Genomic DNA, 15,996 nt, shown 5'->3' with positions numbered 1-15,996 from the left:
GTGGCTCACACGTTTTTAATGGAATCTGGCCAATGGACGCTCGAAGGAAGCTGGATTGAGCGCAATGGCGTGCCAATTACGGTTAAAGGCAAAACTTTAGTGAGCTGGAACCGAACAGATTGGTTCAGTATGGTGACAAAGCTCGTATTTCCTGGAGGCGATCGCGAAGAGATTATTTTGCAGTATCGAGGACACCTCAACAGCGATGAACGGCAGTATACTTTTGTACTCCAACACAGCGAACTCGCCCGCGTCGAGGGCGAAGGTTGGATTGCTCCCCAGTCGATCGTCCAGCGTTATTGGGTATTGGGAGACGAACGCCAGCGGCGGACGGGTTTTGATACCCTTCACCGGGTTGATGACAACCGCTACTACCAATCTAGCGGTATCATGTCTGGTCATTACTTGACGAGTACAATGGAAGCAACTCTCGAACGTCAAGGGGAATAACTCTTTCTAGAGTCCTGATTTGCGAGTTCTAGGGTTTGATGTGAAAATTGAAGGTTTAGCTAGTCGGAGGTCGCGCTCAGATGTCCGACTAGCGCCATTGTTGTCAAACCTCATCCGCTGCAAATAAAGACAAATATATTGAATTGTTAAAAATTTTAATGCGTTAAAAAATTAACACTTATTATTAAGAGTTATCCAATTTTCGAGTCTAGGCGCGATAAATTATATTTGCGGTGTGCGGTGATGTCGATCAACAAACTGCTTAGCTCGATTCCGCAATTCGAGTGAAATCCACAAAGGAATTGTCAAATTTTCCTCAAGTCTCTATACAGGTCTTCTACCTTCTGCCTTCGAGTGACGCCCCATCACCCCCAACTCCTTTCCGCTTGAGGGAAGAGAGTAAGAGACGGAGGTCGCCGACTGCGACTCTTGGTTACTCAACGCCTGGGTTAGGTTCTAAACCCCAGTGGTGTTTCAGAAAATGGCGGTACATGGTTTCTCGTAGCATCATTTGCTCGTAAAGCTTGACCAAAAACTCCTGAGCTTGTTCACGGCTCATGTCACTTACCTGTGTTTTGAAGGAACACAGGCTAAATTGCTGTTCCAAAGACAATTCTGCTGGTTGGCTCATGACTTTGACTCCTCTGTAAGTAAAGGTGACTTAAAAGTGAACACCTGGATTAACCAGATTTGTAAGTTGTTTCAGCGATCGACCGTTGGTTTCGGGATGCCCGATTGCCCATCTGGCTTTCGTCTATATTACAAAAGGTAACAATCATTTGACAAAGTTACCATCTGTCCTAAGAAATACCTTACTTAGGGATAGAGATGGCGAGATGTCTGCAAAAGTTCCTTCCGCAGGCATATACAAGTGTATCTACTTGTCAAGAGAAAAAAGGCTCAGTACGAACCAAAAGAATTGAAGCCGTTTATACCAAATCCGGCGGAGATTCTCTCCGCAATGAGGAGACGGGGAGAGGCGGAGATTAGAAGATGAGGAGAGGAGGAGAGTGGAAGATGGGGAGATTAGAAGATGAGGAGATTGGAAGATGAGGAGACCGGGAGATGGGGAGAGCCGGAGAATTTCTATTTCTCTGTTCTCCCTTCTTCCTTCTTCCTTCTTCCTTCTTCCTTCTAACTAATTCGAGGTCCCGCCATCCTGCGGTGGAGTGGCGATTCCGGGTCTGAAATTGGGAGCAGCCGGTGTCGGCGAAACAGGAGGAATGCCCTGATTTGCCCCAAAGTTACTAGGCTGCTGGGGAGCCGGGAGAGGAGATTGAAACTGATTGGGATTGAACTGCTGCTGGCCGGGAGCCGGGAGAGGAGATTGAAACTGATTGAACTGTTGCTGCCCAGGAGGCACAGGAGAAGGCAGAGGTTGACCGGAATTGCCGATCGCAGGTGCCACAGGAATGCCAGAATTGGGAACCGAGGGATTCGGCAGCGGCGAGGGAGCCGAACTAGGAAGAGTTGCCAGGGCAACTCGATCGCCCCCTACCTCTCTCAATTTGTCTAAAACCTCCACAACTTTGGCATATCTCGCATTTTGAGGAGCGTACAGCACCATCAAACCCGTAGGATTTTTACTTTGGAAACTCTTTAAAACTCGATCGAGCTGTTGGTAATTAACAGGCAATTGGTCGATATAAGTTTGCCCGAAATCGTCAATGCTGACAATCAGCATCTCTCGCATCTGCGTTTGTCCAGTCTTCGCTTTAGGCAAATCGACATTAATGGCTTGCTGGCGAGTCAGTTGCAAAGCCGCCAGCAGAAAAAACGTCAGAATGCAAAAGATCACGTCAATTAAAGGCACCAGTTCTATCCGAGCCTCTTCAGCAGGAGTATCTAAGTGAATCTTCATCAGTTCTCCTTGGTTCTAATTATTAGAAGGTGAATCTTCCGCCGGATCGGAACCTTTCAATTTTGGCTCCCGATTCCGTTCTCGCTCATCTTGAGAATTGAGAGAACGCCTGTTCAAACCATCTGCACCAAAAGAAGAATTGCTGTATTCTGCACCGGGCAATCGACCCTTAGCATTAGCTGCAGGCCAGTATTGCCTGTACAGCAATTCCAGTTCATTTCCAGCTTTGCGAAATATTTTTGCCTGGTTGAACAAAAAAGCTTGAAATATCCGATAAAACACCAAGGTAAAAATTGCTACTACCATCCCAGTAGCAGTCGTGATCAGCGCCTCGCTAATCCCCAAAGTTACGCCAGTTGTTGCCGCCGTGCCGATGTCGCCCAGACGGATAGAACTGAGCGAGTTAATCAAGCCCAGAACTGTTCCCAGCAAGCCCAGCAAAGGGGCTAGAGCGATCGTAGCTTCTAAGATTTTGTCACCGCGACGCATCGAAGCCAACTCTTCATCGGCTGCAGCTTCGAGTGCGAGTCGAAATAAATCTGGTTCGGGATTGTAGAGCCGCAGGGGTGCAGAAAGAAATCGCCCGATCGGCTGTCGGTTAGCTTGTCTGGCAATCTCGTTAGCCGCCCCCCAATCGCTGCGAGCCGCTTCCAGAATGCGGTTCACTATCTGCTTTTCTTTGCTCAGGAGGCTTGCCCAAAACCACAAGCGCTCGATAATTGTACTCAAAGATAAAATCGATAACAGCAACAGGGGCCACATGGCGGGGCCGCCTTTTTGAAACAGTTCTTGAATATTCACAATATTTTTGCTCCTGCAGTACCCGCTAACTTTTGCTTCTGTTCTACTTTTTTTAACAAATCTAAGGCCATTTAATTTTAGCTATTAATGTACTCAGGACTTACGCACTCGCCACTAAAGAAAGCCGGTTTTGCGAAGGGGGCATCGGGGTGCAACAAAGTATTTTCGTCGAGGAAACCCGGTTTCTGGGTAAGTCTTGGTACTGTTGTCTAGTGCTTACGGGCGATGGGCGGCGACTTCCTCACAATTCCTCTAAGTCTTGACACATATCTTGGAGAGACTGGTGTTGAAGGCGGCGGGAAGAGCGGCGATATTTTTTAGTTTGCAGCTTCGGTTCGTAATGCTGCGTACCATCCGACTTGGTTTGCTGCTTCAAACTCGCCTCGGCGCTGCTGGAGTTTTGCAGAGCTTGTTGGCGGACGATCGCCTCTTCGAGAAACTGCAAGTAATACTCATAGCGCTCCCAACCTCCCCGCACCACACAGTTAGGCTCGTCTCGGTGCGAACAGTCGCTAAACTGGCAGCTACCCAAAGCCAGCCTCTGGCGCGCTTCTGGGAAATATGCAGCTAACTCGGACGGATCGCATTCGAGAGCCGGCTGATTAAAGCCCGGAGTATCGGCCAAAAGTCCGCCGCCGGGGAGTTCAAATAGTTCGACGTGGCGAGTCGTATGGCGCCCGCGACCGAGTTTGCCGGAAACAGCGTTCACTCGTAGGTTCAGGGCCGGGATCAGTTGGTTGATCAAGCTGGACTTGCCAACCCCAGAAGGGCCACAAATTACCGTTATTTTCCCTTGCAGGTGGTCTAGAAGCAAGTTCGGCAACGGGCTATGTACGGGGTTTAACGGATGTAACGGCTTGACCAAATTTGGAACTTGGGGGTTATCCTCATAACTCATCAGAGATGGCTCTATTTTTTCCACTAAGTCATGGAAACAGGGTTCTGACCCAGAAATTTCATTTTGAGCATTAGCGGGGGCTTGCTGAACTCCTGCACCGCTGCGGACACTAATAAACATTGGTTCGTAGCCCCAGCCGGAAAGCCGATCGCGCCACTGTTCCAACTCATCGGGCGTGACCAAATCGCATTTGTTCAGGCACAAACTCACTTCTAAACCTGTAGATTCGGCCTTGACTAAAAACCGAGTTAATGATGCCGGATCTAAGTCTGGTTCAGCAAGGGCAAAAACAAGGAGAATGCGATCGGCATTAGCGACAGGCGGGCGGTTGAGTTCTGTTTGGCGCGGGAAGACTTCAGAAATTGCACCTCGGCGGTCAGTCCAGTCCGGTTCGTCTACCACCACGCGATCGCCCACCATCACCTGTTGACCAATTTTTTTCAGTCGAGTGCGGCGAGTACACAGGAGAATCGGAGAATCAGCGAGGGGAGCATTTTTCCCATCAATGGAGACTTCGGGATCTAACCTCACTTGGTAGAAGTTAGCCTGAACAGCAATTACAGTACCCACGATCGAGGGTGAATTGAGGCTCATCCTGCTTCCTTGTCTTCTGGGCGCTGCACTTTCATTGAAAAAAAGCCCGACTCCGGCTGATCCGCGACAAATTGCGTTTCCAGAATCTGGTACCCTTCCATTTTGAGACTATCAGGTACTTGTTCGATCGGCTCCCCAGCATCCAGCCACACCTCCAAAACAGCACCCGGTGCCATTTGTTCCAAGCGCAGTTTAGTGCGGACAAAATTCAGAGGACACGGAGTACCCCGCAGATCGATTTTGGCATCTGGGGATTTGGGATTTTCAATTTTCGATGTTGAATTCATAATGCTTTTTGCAATCTCAAATCCTGAAAGCCTTAGTTTTTAAAACAAGTTGCCTGGAAACTGGAGAATCTAAAATTTTGTGTCCAATTGGACACAGACTATTATTCTTTCTGAAAAAAGTGAGCGCAATTGCGCTCACTTTTTTGAGCGCTGCTGAGACGCAATGCCCAGGAAGCGTCCCACCTGAGATTTTTGTGAGCAATTGCACACAAATTTTTGACCGATACTGAAACAAATTGCCTGGGAATCCTGAAACAGGAAAATTTGACACCCATGGGTGTCAAAAATTGCTTATTTCTGAAACAAATTGCCCAGAAATCCTTCTATACCGCCTTTACCGGTACGATCGCCCTTCAGCTTAGCAAGCTGCATCAGCAATTCCCGTTCCTCAGCCGTCACCTTAGTAGGAATGTCAATAGACACCGTAATCAAATGATCGCCACGACTGACTGGATTTCCCAACCGAGGCACCCCTTTTTTCTCCAGAGTCAGAACAGTATTTGCCTGAGTTCCGCTAGGAATCAACAATTCCGTCGGCCCGTCTACAGTTTCCACTTCCAACCGGCATCCTAAAATTGCTTGCAAATAACTAATCTTAACTTCCGAGCTAACGTTAGTGCCGTCGCGCTTAAATAGCGGGTCTTCATTCACCGCCAAGAACACGTAAAGATCCCCGGGAGGCCCGCCCAGTTTGCCGGCATCCCCTTCATTGGAAACACGTAAGCGAGTACCGTTGTCAACCCCAGCCGGAATTGTGATTTTCAGCTTTTTCATCACTTCTTTCTGACCCCGGCCGCCGCAAGTTTCGCACTTATCCTCAATCACTTGCCCGGTGCCGTTGCAAGTGGGGCAAACTGAAACTTGAGTAAAGCTGCCGAAAGGAGTGCGGGTAGCGCGTCGGACTTGACCACTGCCGGTACAAGTCGAGCAGGTTTGTGGTCGGGTTCCCGGTTTCGCGCCAGTCCCGGTGCAAGTTTCGCAGGTTTCTAAATGCTTGATGCGAAGTTCTTTTTCGCCACCAAACACTGCTTCCCGAAAATCCAGTCGCAAATCCAGGCGCAAATCGTCTCCGCGCACCGGCCCGCTGCGCCTGCGACCTTGCTGTTGTTGGCCGACACCTCCCTGAAAACCCTGAAAGAAGCTTTCAAAAATATCGGCAAAGCTGTCACCAAAGTCTTGGAACCCAGGTGCGCCTGCACCGCTGACTCCTGCTTCGCCGAAACGGTCGAAACGGGCGCGAGTTTCTGGTTCTGAGAGTACCTCGTAGGCGCGGTTAATTTCTTTAAACCGCTCCTCAGCACCGGATTCTTTGTTGACATCTGGATGGTACTTGCGAGCTAGGCGGCGGTAAGCACGCTTAATTTCTTCTTTGTCTGCGCTGCGAGAAACGCCTAATATTTCATAGTAATCACCGGCCATAGAGCTGCTTGCCTGGAGGTAAATAACAAAAAGTGTACGAAAAAGAAACGGGCGACCTTTCCTGAAATTACAGATTAAAAATCAAAAATTCTCATTGTTAATTTTTAACTTTTAATTCTTAGCTTTTCAGTTTTAAAGGAAAGGATTCATATCATCAACTTCTGGTTCGGGAACCTTCTGTTTTTGTTTTGACTGTGGACTTGGCTGTGGACTTGGCTGTGGATTTGACTGTCGTTTTGACTGTCGTTCCGGCTTTGATTCCGGCTTTGATTCCAGCTTTGGTTCCGGCTTTGATTCCAGCTTTGGTTCCGGCTTTGGTTCCGGCTTTGGTTCCGGCTTTGGTTCCGGCTTTGGTTCCGGCGCCACCAGCAACTCTTCTTTCAGCAAAATGCTGTCGTCGTCCGCTTTAACCTCTTCTGGTTCTGATGATTCTACTTCTGACATCATCTCGCTTTCAACAACAGCTCCTGACGGGGCTACCCCGCTGCGGGCTTGGTCGTAGACTGCTGTCCCCAGCGAGTATAGCAGTTGCTTGAAAGATTCGATTGCGGGGGTGAGTTCCTCGATTGTGATGTCGGGGTTAGTCATCGCTGCCCGCAAGGCTGCTGCGGCTGTTTCCGCTTCGGCCTTGAGCTCGTCACTCAGCAGTTGCGCGTTGGTTTTTAAAGTTACACCACAATTATAGACGAGGGAGTCAGCTTGATTTTTGAGTTCGACGAGTAGAGCGCGCTTGATGTCCTCGTCGGCGTAAAGTTCGGCTTCTTGTCGCATCCGCTCGACTTCGGTTTCGCTCAATCCCCCTGTATTGGAAATTTGGATGCTTTGTTCTTTTCCGGTTCCCTTGTCTTCAGCGGCGACTTTGAGAATCCCGTTGGCATCGATTTCAAAGGTAACTTCGATTTGAGGTACGCCGCGGGGGGCTGGGGGAATGCCTTTGAGCAGGAACTTGCCGAGACTTTTATTGTCTTTAACCAATGCCCGCTCGCCTTGGAGCACGTGAATTTCTACCGACGTTTGCCCGTCTGCCGCCGTGCTGTACATTTGCGATCGACTGGTGGGAATAGTTGTATTGCGCTCGATTACTTTGGTGAACACCCCGCCCAAGGTTTCCAGTCCCAGGGAGAGCGGCGTCACATCGAGCAGCAGCAAGTCTTTGACTTCACCACCCAACACTCCGGCTTGAATTGCCGCGCCTACGGCTACAGCTTCGTCGGGATTGACCGATTTATCGGGAGAAACGCCCCCAAAATACTTGCTAATTGCCTTTTGAACTGCCGGAATCCGGGTTGAGCCTCCCACTAAAATAATTCTGTCTATGTCTTTGGGGGTCAAACTTGCGTCTTTGAGGGCTTGAGTCACCGGATCGATCGTCGCTTGCACCAAATGAGCCACCAGTTTTTCAAACTGAGCTTTGGAGAGTTCCATTTCCAAATGCTTCGGCCCTTTTTCGTCAGAAGAGATGAAGGGCAGATTGATTGAGGTGGATTCCCGGTTTGATAGTTCGATTTTCGCTTTTTCGGCAGCTTCTCGGAGGCGCTGCAAGGCCATTTTGTCTTGTGAGAGGTCACTGCCTTCTTGAGTCCGGAAAGCTTCTACGAGCCACTGGACTATGCAGTCGTCAAAGTCATCTCCTCCGAGATGGTTGTTACCGGAGGTAGCGTTGACTTCAAAAATTCCGTCTCCCAGTTGCAGGATCGAAACGTCGAAAGTACCGCCACCTAGGTCAAAGACCAAGATTTTCTGTTCTATATTTTGCTTGTCCAGCCCGTAGGAAAGGGCTGCCGCCGTCGGTTCGTTAACGATCCGCAGGACTTCTAGGCCCGCGATTGTACCTGCGTCTTTAGTAGCTTGCCGTTGGGCGTCTGTGAAGTAGGCTGGCACTGTAATCACGGCTTGGGTAACAGTTTGTCCCAAATAAGCTTCAGCATCTTGCTTGAGCTTTTGGAGTACCATTGCCGAGATTTCCTGGGGAGTGTGAACCTTGTTCCGAATTTGGACGTTAACGGTATCGTCTTTGCCTTTTATGCAGGTATAGGGAGTCCGCGCTCGTTCTTCTTCCGTGTCGTCCCACCGTCGTCCGATAAATCGTTTGATACTGTAGACAGTATTTACAGCATTAGTTACAGCTTGTCGCTTGGCTAGTTGACCTACTAAGCGATCGCCCGCCTTGCCGAATCCTACTATACTCGGAGTTGTGCGGCCGCCCTCGGAATTGGCGATCACGACGGGTTTACCGCCTTCTAACACAGCTACGCAACTGTTAGTTGTGCCTAAGTCAATTCCAATAATTTTTCCCATAGCGCCTCATAAAACTTTGTGGGATGTTTGGAAACCTCCAACTACAGGTTGGGGGAGGAAAAACGACTCAGCTTGTTTAAACAAGCATTACCAGACTAGATTTGTAGGAAATAAACTTGATGTCCTAAAGCAATATCAAAGACTGGTAAAAACATTTTTCAGAATTTTTGGAGAAAGCGCTGACGTGCTTTTAGTCATCTTTAATTAATAAGTTGGTGAGTCTGCCACCTTGGAACCCCCGAATTCTATTCGGGGGTCAGTGACTTTGAGGAATGCAGTAGCTTGTATCCCGATTAACCTTCCGAACTATCGGGATTTTCATCTGAGGCTACCACAGATAGCCCAGCCGCTGCAACTTTCACTTTGGCGTGCCGCAAGACGCGATCGCCCAGAATGTAGCCGCGTTCTAGTTCTTGGATAATTGTTCCTTCCTCGTGTTCGTCAGTTGGCTCGCTCAGCAGAGCTTCGTGGAGGTTGGGGTCAAACTGTTCACCTTCGGGGCGCATCGGAGAAACCCCGATTTGCTTGAGGCCGTCTACCATTTGCTTGTAAACGCTTTGGTAGCTTTTGTGAATGTTCATTTCGCCATCGGTTTGCGGCTTGATGTGCGATCGAGCGCGCTCGAAATTGTCAATTACCGGCAACAGGGGTTTAATCGTGAGACACCTTGCCTGTAAATCTAGCTCTTCTTTTTCCTTTTGGGTACGCCTGCGGAAGTTCTCAAAATCTGCTGCTAGGCGGAGATTTTGATTTTTCAGTTCTTCTAGTTGAGCGGATGCGACTTGCAACTGAGTTTTTAAAGCCTCTTTTTCCTCGGTTACCTGCGCCAGTTCCTTCTTCCAAGGCTCCGCCGCGTCTGCAGTCGGACTGTTGGTTGAACTGCCGGTGACGGTAGGCCCCGATGCGTTTGCTGGGGTGCGATCGCCCTGAGCACTTTGATAAGCTCGAGCAAGTTCGAGCTCCCAATCCGCCGATTCGTTCGAGTTTCCTGATGCCGCCGGAGTTTCGCTTGCCATTGGCGAACCCTCTGGGGTGGTTTCCCCAGTTGAGTTAGGATCTTGATCTTGCTGTTTTTCCTCGTCAATCATAAAAGCTGCGCGACAGAACCCTATCAATTCTAGCAGATACAGTTAACCCGGTAAATCTAGAGGACTCGAATTGACTGTGTATGGCACAATCTGAAAAGAGGGAATCTCGCCAGATATGGAGACATTGCTCAAAGCTTTCCATAAAATATTCAAAGGCCCGTTTAGGTATTTACGTATACTATTGCCATAATGGGGCCAACCCAACGTTTGTTGGTTTCTCATTTTTAATTACCGCGATCGCATTTACAACAATTTTTATAAGTATATTTTGCTGTTAAGTCTACTACAATATTTCCCACCTAGGAGGCTTGATGTTTCAAGGTTTACTTAAAACGATACTGACTTAAAGTTATCATCGGTCAGGCTGTTTTAGTTGCAAGCTGATGCTGGCATTTATTATCATTTGCTGAGTTTCCCAAGTAGGCAAAAAAAGGAATTTGTGTAAAGTGACTAAGTAGTTAGGTGTGTGCTTGTGTCACTCAGCTACTAGGTTGTTAATCTTGATGCGAATTTGGGCTGTGGTTTTTCGGATTCAACACCGCCGAAGTCGCTTGAAGGGGCGAATTTGTGGCAGCAAAATGATAGAGATTAGCTGGTCGGTTCGAGGTAATTATCTGTAGATTAGACTGATATCTAATTTGCTAATTTCCAACATTTCTGCTCCGTTAAGCTTACGTCACAAAGGCTCAGACAGCAAAGAAGAATTAAAGTAATATTTAATGATCCCAAACTAGAGTAGCTCAAAATTTGCCCTGGGGACTGATGTAACCGGCGATCGGGCAGTGACCGATCGCAGATAATTAATCAAAATATATTTCACAAGGGCGATCGAGGCTTTCATAAAAGCTATCATCACAGAACATAGGTCATCTTTAATTTAGTACAGCTAACCGCGCCACCACGGGCGGTGTAATTTGAGCAAACAATTTGGGAAAATAGAATTAGCCTAGGAAGGGGACACACCCCGCCCCGCTTTTCTCTCCCGGTACGGGGAATCCCCAAATGATTTGCCCTGACGCTATAACGAGAGTATCCCGCAAGTTAATCAGGTAAGTAAGCAACTTAGCACTCAACGAACAAGATTTGATTGCAAGCACCGGCAAATCCCTCCAACATCTCGTCAATTTGTGGACGAAGCTTAGAGGGGACTTCGAGCTTACACTTGAGAGATAGGGATTGAGCAAGAAAATGATAGCTGATCCATAAGCAAAGAATACGGGGGTTAAAACCCCGCCTTGGTTTTCCTCTCAGCACTCTTTGTGACTGAGTTTCCCACCTATTGAGTGTTTTTTATGACTAGCACATCCCCGCTTCGCTCCACATCCATAGTTTCTGTGAGCCAATTTCCTCCGGCTCTCACCAAGATGATTCTGTCGGGTTACGTCAACGGCGAGCAAGTCAAGCAAGCTCAAATTGAAAGCCAGAAGTCGGGCAAGCGTTTGACGGAGGTATTAGAAGCACTTACCGGGCAGCCGTTACCCCCAGAATTGCTGCGACTTTACAAGAAGCAGCAGATGTTTGAACGGAAGATAGTCTACGGGGTTGAAGCATTTGACCCGGAGATGAGCGAAATGTCTAACGAGCAACTGGGACTTATGCTCGAGACGTTGAAGATTTCGCTCGACATTTGTCACCAAGGTCGGTTTTTACCCGTAGCAAAGACTGAAACTGAGCCGGCGGCGGTTTTAGTGGCAATGGTAGATCCCGACAACCTCAACGCTATAGAAGATTTGCGGCGGATTTTACAGCCTCATGGCTTGGCTTTGCAGCGACGGGTGATTACGCCAGACGACTATCAGGACATAACTTCTGCCTATCAAGAGGACCAAGTTAAGGTAGCAGCCAAAATGGCAGCAGCCGAAAAGCAGAGAAAGATGGATTTAGGGGAGGGAGATTTTGGCGAACTCTCGCTAGAAGAGGAGAGTGCCGACCAAGAAGACCTAGCTAACACCTTGGACGATGCTGAGGCCGCTCCGGTAATTAAGGCGGTCAATATCATTTTGGCTAAAGCTCTGTCGGAAAAGGTGTCCGACATCCACGTAGAACCTCAAGAAGAGTTCATGCGGATTCGGATGCGGAAAGACGGGGTGCTGCAAGAGTATTTCCGGTTTCCCAAGCAGGTAGTCGCATCGATTACCGCTCGTTTCAAGATTATTGCCAACCTGGATATTGCCGAACGCCGACAAGCTCAAGACGGCCGCATCCGCCGGGTATTTGAGGGACGCACGGTCGATTTCCGGGTGAACAGCTTACCTTCGCGGTACGGCGAAAAAATCGTGCTGCGGATTTTGGACAGTTCCAGCACTCAGTTGGGCTTGGGTTTGTTAATCTCCGATCAGGAAACTCTGGCTTTAGTCCGAGAGAGTGCTAGCCGTCCCTTCGGACTGATTTTGGTGACGGGGCCGACGGGTTCGGGCAAGTCAACTACTCTCTACTCGATTCTGGCGGAACGGAACGATCCGGGGGTTAATATCAGTACAGCGGAAGACCCGATCGAATATGCTTTGCCAGGAATTACCCAATGTCAAGTAATTCGGGAAAAAGACTTGACTTTTTCCAACATTCTGCGGGCATTTTTGCGGCAAGACCCTGACGTGATGCTGGTGGGGGAAACGCGGGACAAGGAAACGGCAAAAACCGCTCTGGAAGCTGCTTTGACGGGACACTTGGTGCTGACGACGCTGCACACGAACGACGCGGCCGGGGCGGTCGCGCGTTTGGCCGAAATGGGCGTAGAACCGTTCATGGTTTCGGCAGCTCTGTTGGGCGTGTTGGCTCAGCGTCTGATGCGGCGCGTTTGCGACAAATGCTGCATTCCTTACCAGCCTACTGCCGCAGAACTCGGCAAGTACGGTCTGTCGGCTTCTCAAGAAATTGATCTAACTGTTTACAAAGCCAACACTGTACCGGTGGAGGAAAGGAAGGAACTGGCAGAACGCGAGCAACTTTGTACCAAGTGCGCCGGCCTAGGCTACAAAGGACGGGTAGGGGTTTACGAGTTCCTGAAAAATACTGAGCGGCTTCAAACTCTGATCACTCAAGGAGCTCCCACAGAGCAAATTAAGGAAGCAGCAGTAGAAGAAGGGATGAAAACGTTGTTGGCTTACAGCTTGCAGTTAGTGCGGGAAGGCGCGACTACTTTTGAAGAAGTCGAGCGGGTGACGTTTACTGACTCGGGCCTGGAGGCTGAACTGAAAGCCAAACGCAAGCAGGGACTTACCTGCAAAAGTTGTCGGGCGGAATTGAAGCCGGAGATGCTGGATTGTCCGTACTGCTTGACGCCACGCTTTGTGGATTGATTCAGCAGTTAACTGTTGACTGTTAACTGAGCTAGATTGGTCAATAACTATCAATTTGATCGAGGAGAGGTATCTATGGGTCTGATGATTGAAGACGTACTGGAGTCCCTGGTAGAGCAAGGGGGTTCGGACATACACATCCAAGCGGGCGCGCCTATATTCTTCCGAGTCAGCGGTAAACTAACTCCTCAGACTCAATACGGCGACATTCTGTCTGCTGAGGAAGTGCAGATCCTAATTTTCCAAATGCTCAACAATATGCAGCGCAAGCAGTTGGAAATGGAGTGGGAACTCGACTGCGCTTACGGCGTTCGGGGATTGGCTCGGTTTCGGGTCAATGTCTACCGGGAGCGGGGTGCTTGGGCTGCTTGTATGCGGGCTCTGGCTTCTAAGATCCCTAACGCAGATGCTTTAGGCGTGCCGCAAATTTTGCGGGATCTGACGGAAAGACCCAGGGGTATGCTGTTGGTGACGGGACAAACGGGTTCCGGGAAAACTACTACGATGGCGGCGTTGTTGGATCTGGTCAACCGGACGCGGGCGGAACATATTCTAACAGTTGAAGATCCGATCGAATATGTGTTTCCTAATATCAAGAGTTTGTTTCACCAGCGCCAAAAAGGCGAAGATACTAAGAGCTTTGCTAATGCGCTGAAAGCTGCTTTGCGCGAAGATCCTGATGTAATTCTTGTGGGGGAAATGCGGGACTTAGAAACGATCGGTCTGGCAATTTCGGCGGCAGAAACCGGTCACATGGTGATGGGAACGCTGCACACTAATTCGGCGGCTGCAACGATCGATCGGATTTTGGACGTGTTCCCGCCCATTCAACAACCCCAAGTTCGCGCCCAGGTGTCTAACTCTTTGGTGGGAATTTGCAGCCAAAATTTGGTAATAAAAGTTGGGGGCGGCCGCTGCTGCGCTATGGAAATCATGGTAAATACTCCAGCTATGGCTAACTTGATCCGGGAGGGCAAAACTCCCATGATTTACTCCCAAATCCAAATGGGGGCAAAATTGGGTATGAGGACGATGGAAATGGCCCTCGCTGAACTTTACAAGAGCGGTAAAGTCACTTGGGAATCGGCAATGGCAAAGGCTTCTAAGGCTGACGAACTCGAGCGCTTGATCGGCCCGGCACCTGTTGGTGGCGCCCCGGTAAAAGCTCATTAATTCAGTCTGCAGTCATTAGTCAGGAGTTCGCAGGCTGAATTAATGACTGATGACTGATGAGTCATAACTTTTAATAAATTTTCAGAGGTGAGCTGTGGCTACCAACGTTATCCGCGAAAAACCGAAAGGTGGCTTTGATTTCAGTAAGATTCAGGAGCAAATCGAGTATAACCTTACCAGTCTTACTGTTAAGGATATGGCTATTTTTGCTCGTCAGTTTGCGGCTATGTTTAATGCAGGGGTGGCGATCGTGAGATGCCTTTCCGTGCTGCACGAGCAGTGTTCTAATGCTAAGCTGAAACGAGCGCTCAGGAGCATGAATGCTGACGTGCAGGAGGGGATAAACTTGGCAGAGGCGATGGCTAAGTTTCCTGATGTTTTTGACCAACTGTTTATCAGCATGGTGGCGGCGGGAGAAGTCGGGGGGGTGCTAGATGAAACTCTAGACCGTCTAGCCGTGATGATGGAAAAAAATCACAAGACGGAAGCCGAAATTAATTCGGCGATGTCTTATCCGAAGACTGTGTTGGGCATCGCGGTCGCGGTTTTTTTCGCAATGACCATATTCTTGCTACCAGTTTTCGCTAAAATCTTTGAGGATATTGGTGCAGATTTGCCAACTTTTACGCTGATTATGTTGGGAATTAGTAAATTTTGTACGGCTTGGCCTCCGATCCAACAGATAACAGTTATTGGGGTAATTATAGCGCTCAAAATTGCCTTCGATATGTACTACAAAACTCCAGTAGGTCACCTACAAATTGATAAGATTGCGCTGAAATTGCCGGTGTTTGGAGATTTGATCGAAAAATCGGCGGTGGCTCGGTTTTGCGTGATATTTGGGTCGCTGACGCGATCGGGCGTGCCGATTCTCAATTCTTTGGAAATTGTGCGAGATGTGGCTGGGAATCAGGCGATATCTAATGCGATCGAATATGCCAGGCAGGAAATTCAAAGTGGCGGCATGATCAGTATTGCTTTGCAAGAACAAGCTGTTTTTCCGTCTTTGGCTATTCAAATGATGGCAATTGGCGAGGAGACAGGGGAACTTGACAAGATGCTGATGAAAGTGGGCGCTTTCTACGAAACGGAAGTGGAAGAAGCAGTAAAAGGACTTACCAGTATGCTAGAACCTCTGATGATTGTTTTCGTCGGTGGTATCGTAGGTTCGATTTTGCTGTCGATGTATCTGCCGATGTTCTCCGTGTTTGAGAAGCTGTAAAAAAGGGGTAATTAGTTATTAGTTATTAGTTAGTAAGCTGCTACGCATTTAAATTGCATATTCTCTGCCGGCGGAGGCCCACCCCACTCATTGTTTGATTGTTTTTTGACAGACAATTTAAATGCCGCAACAGCTTAGCAATTAACGCATGACCAATGACTATTCCAATCGTTCCCAGGCTCTGCCTGGGAATGCCTTTGGAGGAGGCACATCCTCGATTAAAAGGAGAAAACTATTGGGAGGCAGAGCTTCCCAATCTTCATCACCAGGATCTTCCCATGGTTGATAACTTACGAAAATGTCACAAAAGTCAAGTAGGGCAGACAGATTTAACTGCTGCCTAATCCTGGTCTTACGCTCCAGGGTAAACGCATCTTAATTTGAACCCAAAATATGCTAGAGTTAAATCCGAATAAATTTCAATGTAGTTATTGTAGTTTATGAGTGCTATCAAGGGCAAAAGGTTTTACTCAAACTTTAAATCACCAACAAAACAAACAGATTCATTGCCTTGGGTGAATATATTAAATGCCAGTTTTTTAGAATATCGTGCCAATTTGAACGACCCCAGAAGAGAAAAAATAAAAAAATACTCAGAGATATTAC

General features: G+C 48.5%; 12 protein-coding genes. 4 read left to right on the top strand and 8 right to left on the bottom strand.

Features of this window, described 5'->3' with window-relative positions:
- Entirely contained in the window at positions 1 to 450 is a 450-nt protein-coding gene (locus NDI35_RS14855) for a hypothetical protein (protein ID WP_242722026.1), read from the top strand.
- A gap of 433 nt (positions 451 to 883) precedes the next feature.
- On the opposite strand, the gene NDI35_RS14850 is transcribed toward NDI35_RS14855, so the two are convergent.
- The 8 genes from NDI35_RS14850 to grpE form a co-directional block, all read right to left on the bottom strand.
- Positions 884 to 1,081: an NblA/ycf18 family protein gene (locus tag NDI35_RS14850; protein WP_006635253.1), complete on the bottom strand. Its 198-nt coding sequence runs from the start codon at positions 1,079 to 1,081 to the stop codon at positions 884 to 886.
- A 507-nt stretch (positions 1,082 to 1,588) separates the two neighbouring features.
- Positions 1,589 to 2,311, bottom strand: a complete 723-nt coding sequence (locus NDI35_RS14845; RefSeq protein ID WP_445313408.1) for an ExbD/TolR family protein — start codon at positions 2,309 to 2,311, stop codon at positions 1,589 to 1,591.
- A 15-nt stretch (positions 2,312 to 2,326) separates the two neighbouring features.
- Entirely contained in the window at positions 2,327 to 3,112 is a 786-nt protein-coding gene (locus tag NDI35_RS14840) for a MotA/TolQ/ExbB proton channel family protein (protein WP_445313407.1), read from the bottom strand.
- 241 nt (positions 3,113 to 3,353) lie between these two features.
- Complete coding sequence (rsgA, locus tag NDI35_RS14835) at positions 3,354 to 4,604, bottom strand: ribosome small subunit-dependent GTPase A (protein ID WP_445313406.1); 1,251 nt, start codon at positions 4,602 to 4,604, stop codon at positions 3,354 to 3,356.
- Positions 4,601 to 4,891, bottom strand: coding sequence for a sulfurtransferase TusA family protein (locus tag NDI35_RS14830; protein ID WP_333372702.1), 291 nt, complete (start codon positions 4,889 to 4,891; stop codon positions 4,601 to 4,603). The genes rsgA and NDI35_RS14830 overlap by 4 nt, the downstream gene beginning before the upstream one ends.
- Positions 4,892 to 5,182: 291 nt before the next feature.
- A complete protein-coding gene (gene dnaJ, locus NDI35_RS14825) occupies positions 5,183 to 6,310 on the bottom strand; it encodes a molecular chaperone DnaJ (protein ID WP_333179976.1) in 1,128 nt (375 codons plus the stop codon).
- Between the two features lie 132 nt (positions 6,311 to 6,442).
- Complete coding sequence (dnaK, locus tag NDI35_RS14820; protein WP_445313405.1) at positions 6,443 to 8,608, bottom strand: molecular chaperone DnaK; 2,166 nt, start codon at positions 8,606 to 8,608, stop codon at positions 6,443 to 6,445.
- A 293-nt stretch (positions 8,609 to 8,901) separates the two neighbouring features.
- Positions 8,902 to 9,696, bottom strand: a complete 795-nt coding sequence (grpE, locus tag NDI35_RS14815) for a nucleotide exchange factor GrpE (RefSeq protein ID WP_445313404.1) — start codon at positions 9,694 to 9,696, stop codon at positions 8,902 to 8,904.
- Positions 9,697 to 10,988: 1,292 nt separating this feature from the next.
- Here grpE and NDI35_RS14810 point away from each other — a divergent pair.
- The 3 genes from NDI35_RS14810 (at position 10,989) to NDI35_RS14800 (ending at position 15,390) form a co-directional block, all read left to right on the top strand.
- Positions 10,989 to 12,995 carry a GspE/PulE family protein gene (locus tag NDI35_RS14810; RefSeq protein ID WP_445313403.1) on the top strand — a complete coding sequence of 669 codons (2,007 nt, stop codon included), beginning with the start codon at positions 10,989 to 10,991 and terminating at the stop codon, positions 12,993 to 12,995.
- Between the two features lie 75 nt (positions 12,996 to 13,070).
- Positions 13,071 to 14,168, top strand: coding sequence for a type IV pilus twitching motility protein PilT (locus tag NDI35_RS14805; protein ID WP_333076451.1), 1,098 nt, complete (start codon positions 13,071 to 13,073; stop codon positions 14,166 to 14,168).
- Positions 14,169 to 14,262: 94 nt separating this feature from the next.
- On the top strand, positions 14,263 to 15,390 hold the full coding sequence (locus NDI35_RS14800) for a type II secretion system F family protein (protein ID WP_445313402.1): 1,128 nt from the start codon (positions 14,263 to 14,265) through the stop codon (positions 15,388 to 15,390).
- The last annotated feature ends 606 nt before the right edge of the window (positions 15,391 to 15,996 follow it).

It is taken from the genome of Microcoleus vaginatus FACHB-2002 (genome assembly GCF_040004035.1).
In the GTDB taxonomy this organism is placed as follows: domain Bacteria; phylum Cyanobacteriota; class Cyanobacteriia; order Cyanobacteriales; family Microcoleaceae; genus Microcoleus; species Microcoleus vaginatus_C.
Note: the sequence above shows the minus strand (reverse complement) of the source record. Positions and strands in the feature narration are given on the sequence as shown.

What these genes read in the sequence shown, in the direction of transcription:
- NDI35_RS14850 (WP_006635253.1), bottom strand. Translation starts at nt 1,081, where the DNA reads ATGAGCCAACCAGCAGAATTGTCTTTGGAACAGCAATTTAGCCTGTGT.
- NDI35_RS14845 (WP_445313408.1), bottom strand. Translation starts at nt 2,311, where the DNA reads ATGAAGATTCACTTAGATACTCCTGCTGAAGAGGCTCGGATAGAACTG.
- rsgA (WP_445313406.1), bottom strand. Translation starts at nt 4,604, where the DNA reads ATGAGCCTCAATTCACCCTCGATCGTGGGTACTGTAATTGCTGTTCAG.
- NDI35_RS14830 (WP_333372702.1), bottom strand. Translation starts at nt 4,891, where the DNA reads ATGAATTCAACATCGAAAATTGAAAATCCCAAATCCCCAGATGCCAAA.
- dnaJ (WP_333179976.1), bottom strand. Translation starts at nt 6,310, where the DNA reads ATGGCCGGTGATTACTATGAAATATTAGGCGTTTCTCGCAGCGCAGAC.
- dnaK (WP_445313405.1), bottom strand. Translation starts at nt 8,608, where the DNA reads ATGGGAAAAATTATTGGAATTGACTTAGGCACAACTAACAGTTGCGTA.
- grpE (WP_445313404.1), bottom strand. Translation starts at nt 9,696, where the DNA reads ATGATTGACGAGGAAAAACAGCAAGATCAAGATCCTAACTCAACTGGG.
- NDI35_RS14810 (WP_445313403.1), top strand. Translation starts at nt 10,989, where the DNA reads ATGACTAGCACATCCCCGCTTCGCTCCACATCCATAGTTTCTGTGAGC.
- NDI35_RS14805 (WP_333076451.1), top strand. Translation starts at nt 13,071, where the DNA reads ATGGGTCTGATGATTGAAGACGTACTGGAGTCCCTGGTAGAGCAAGGG.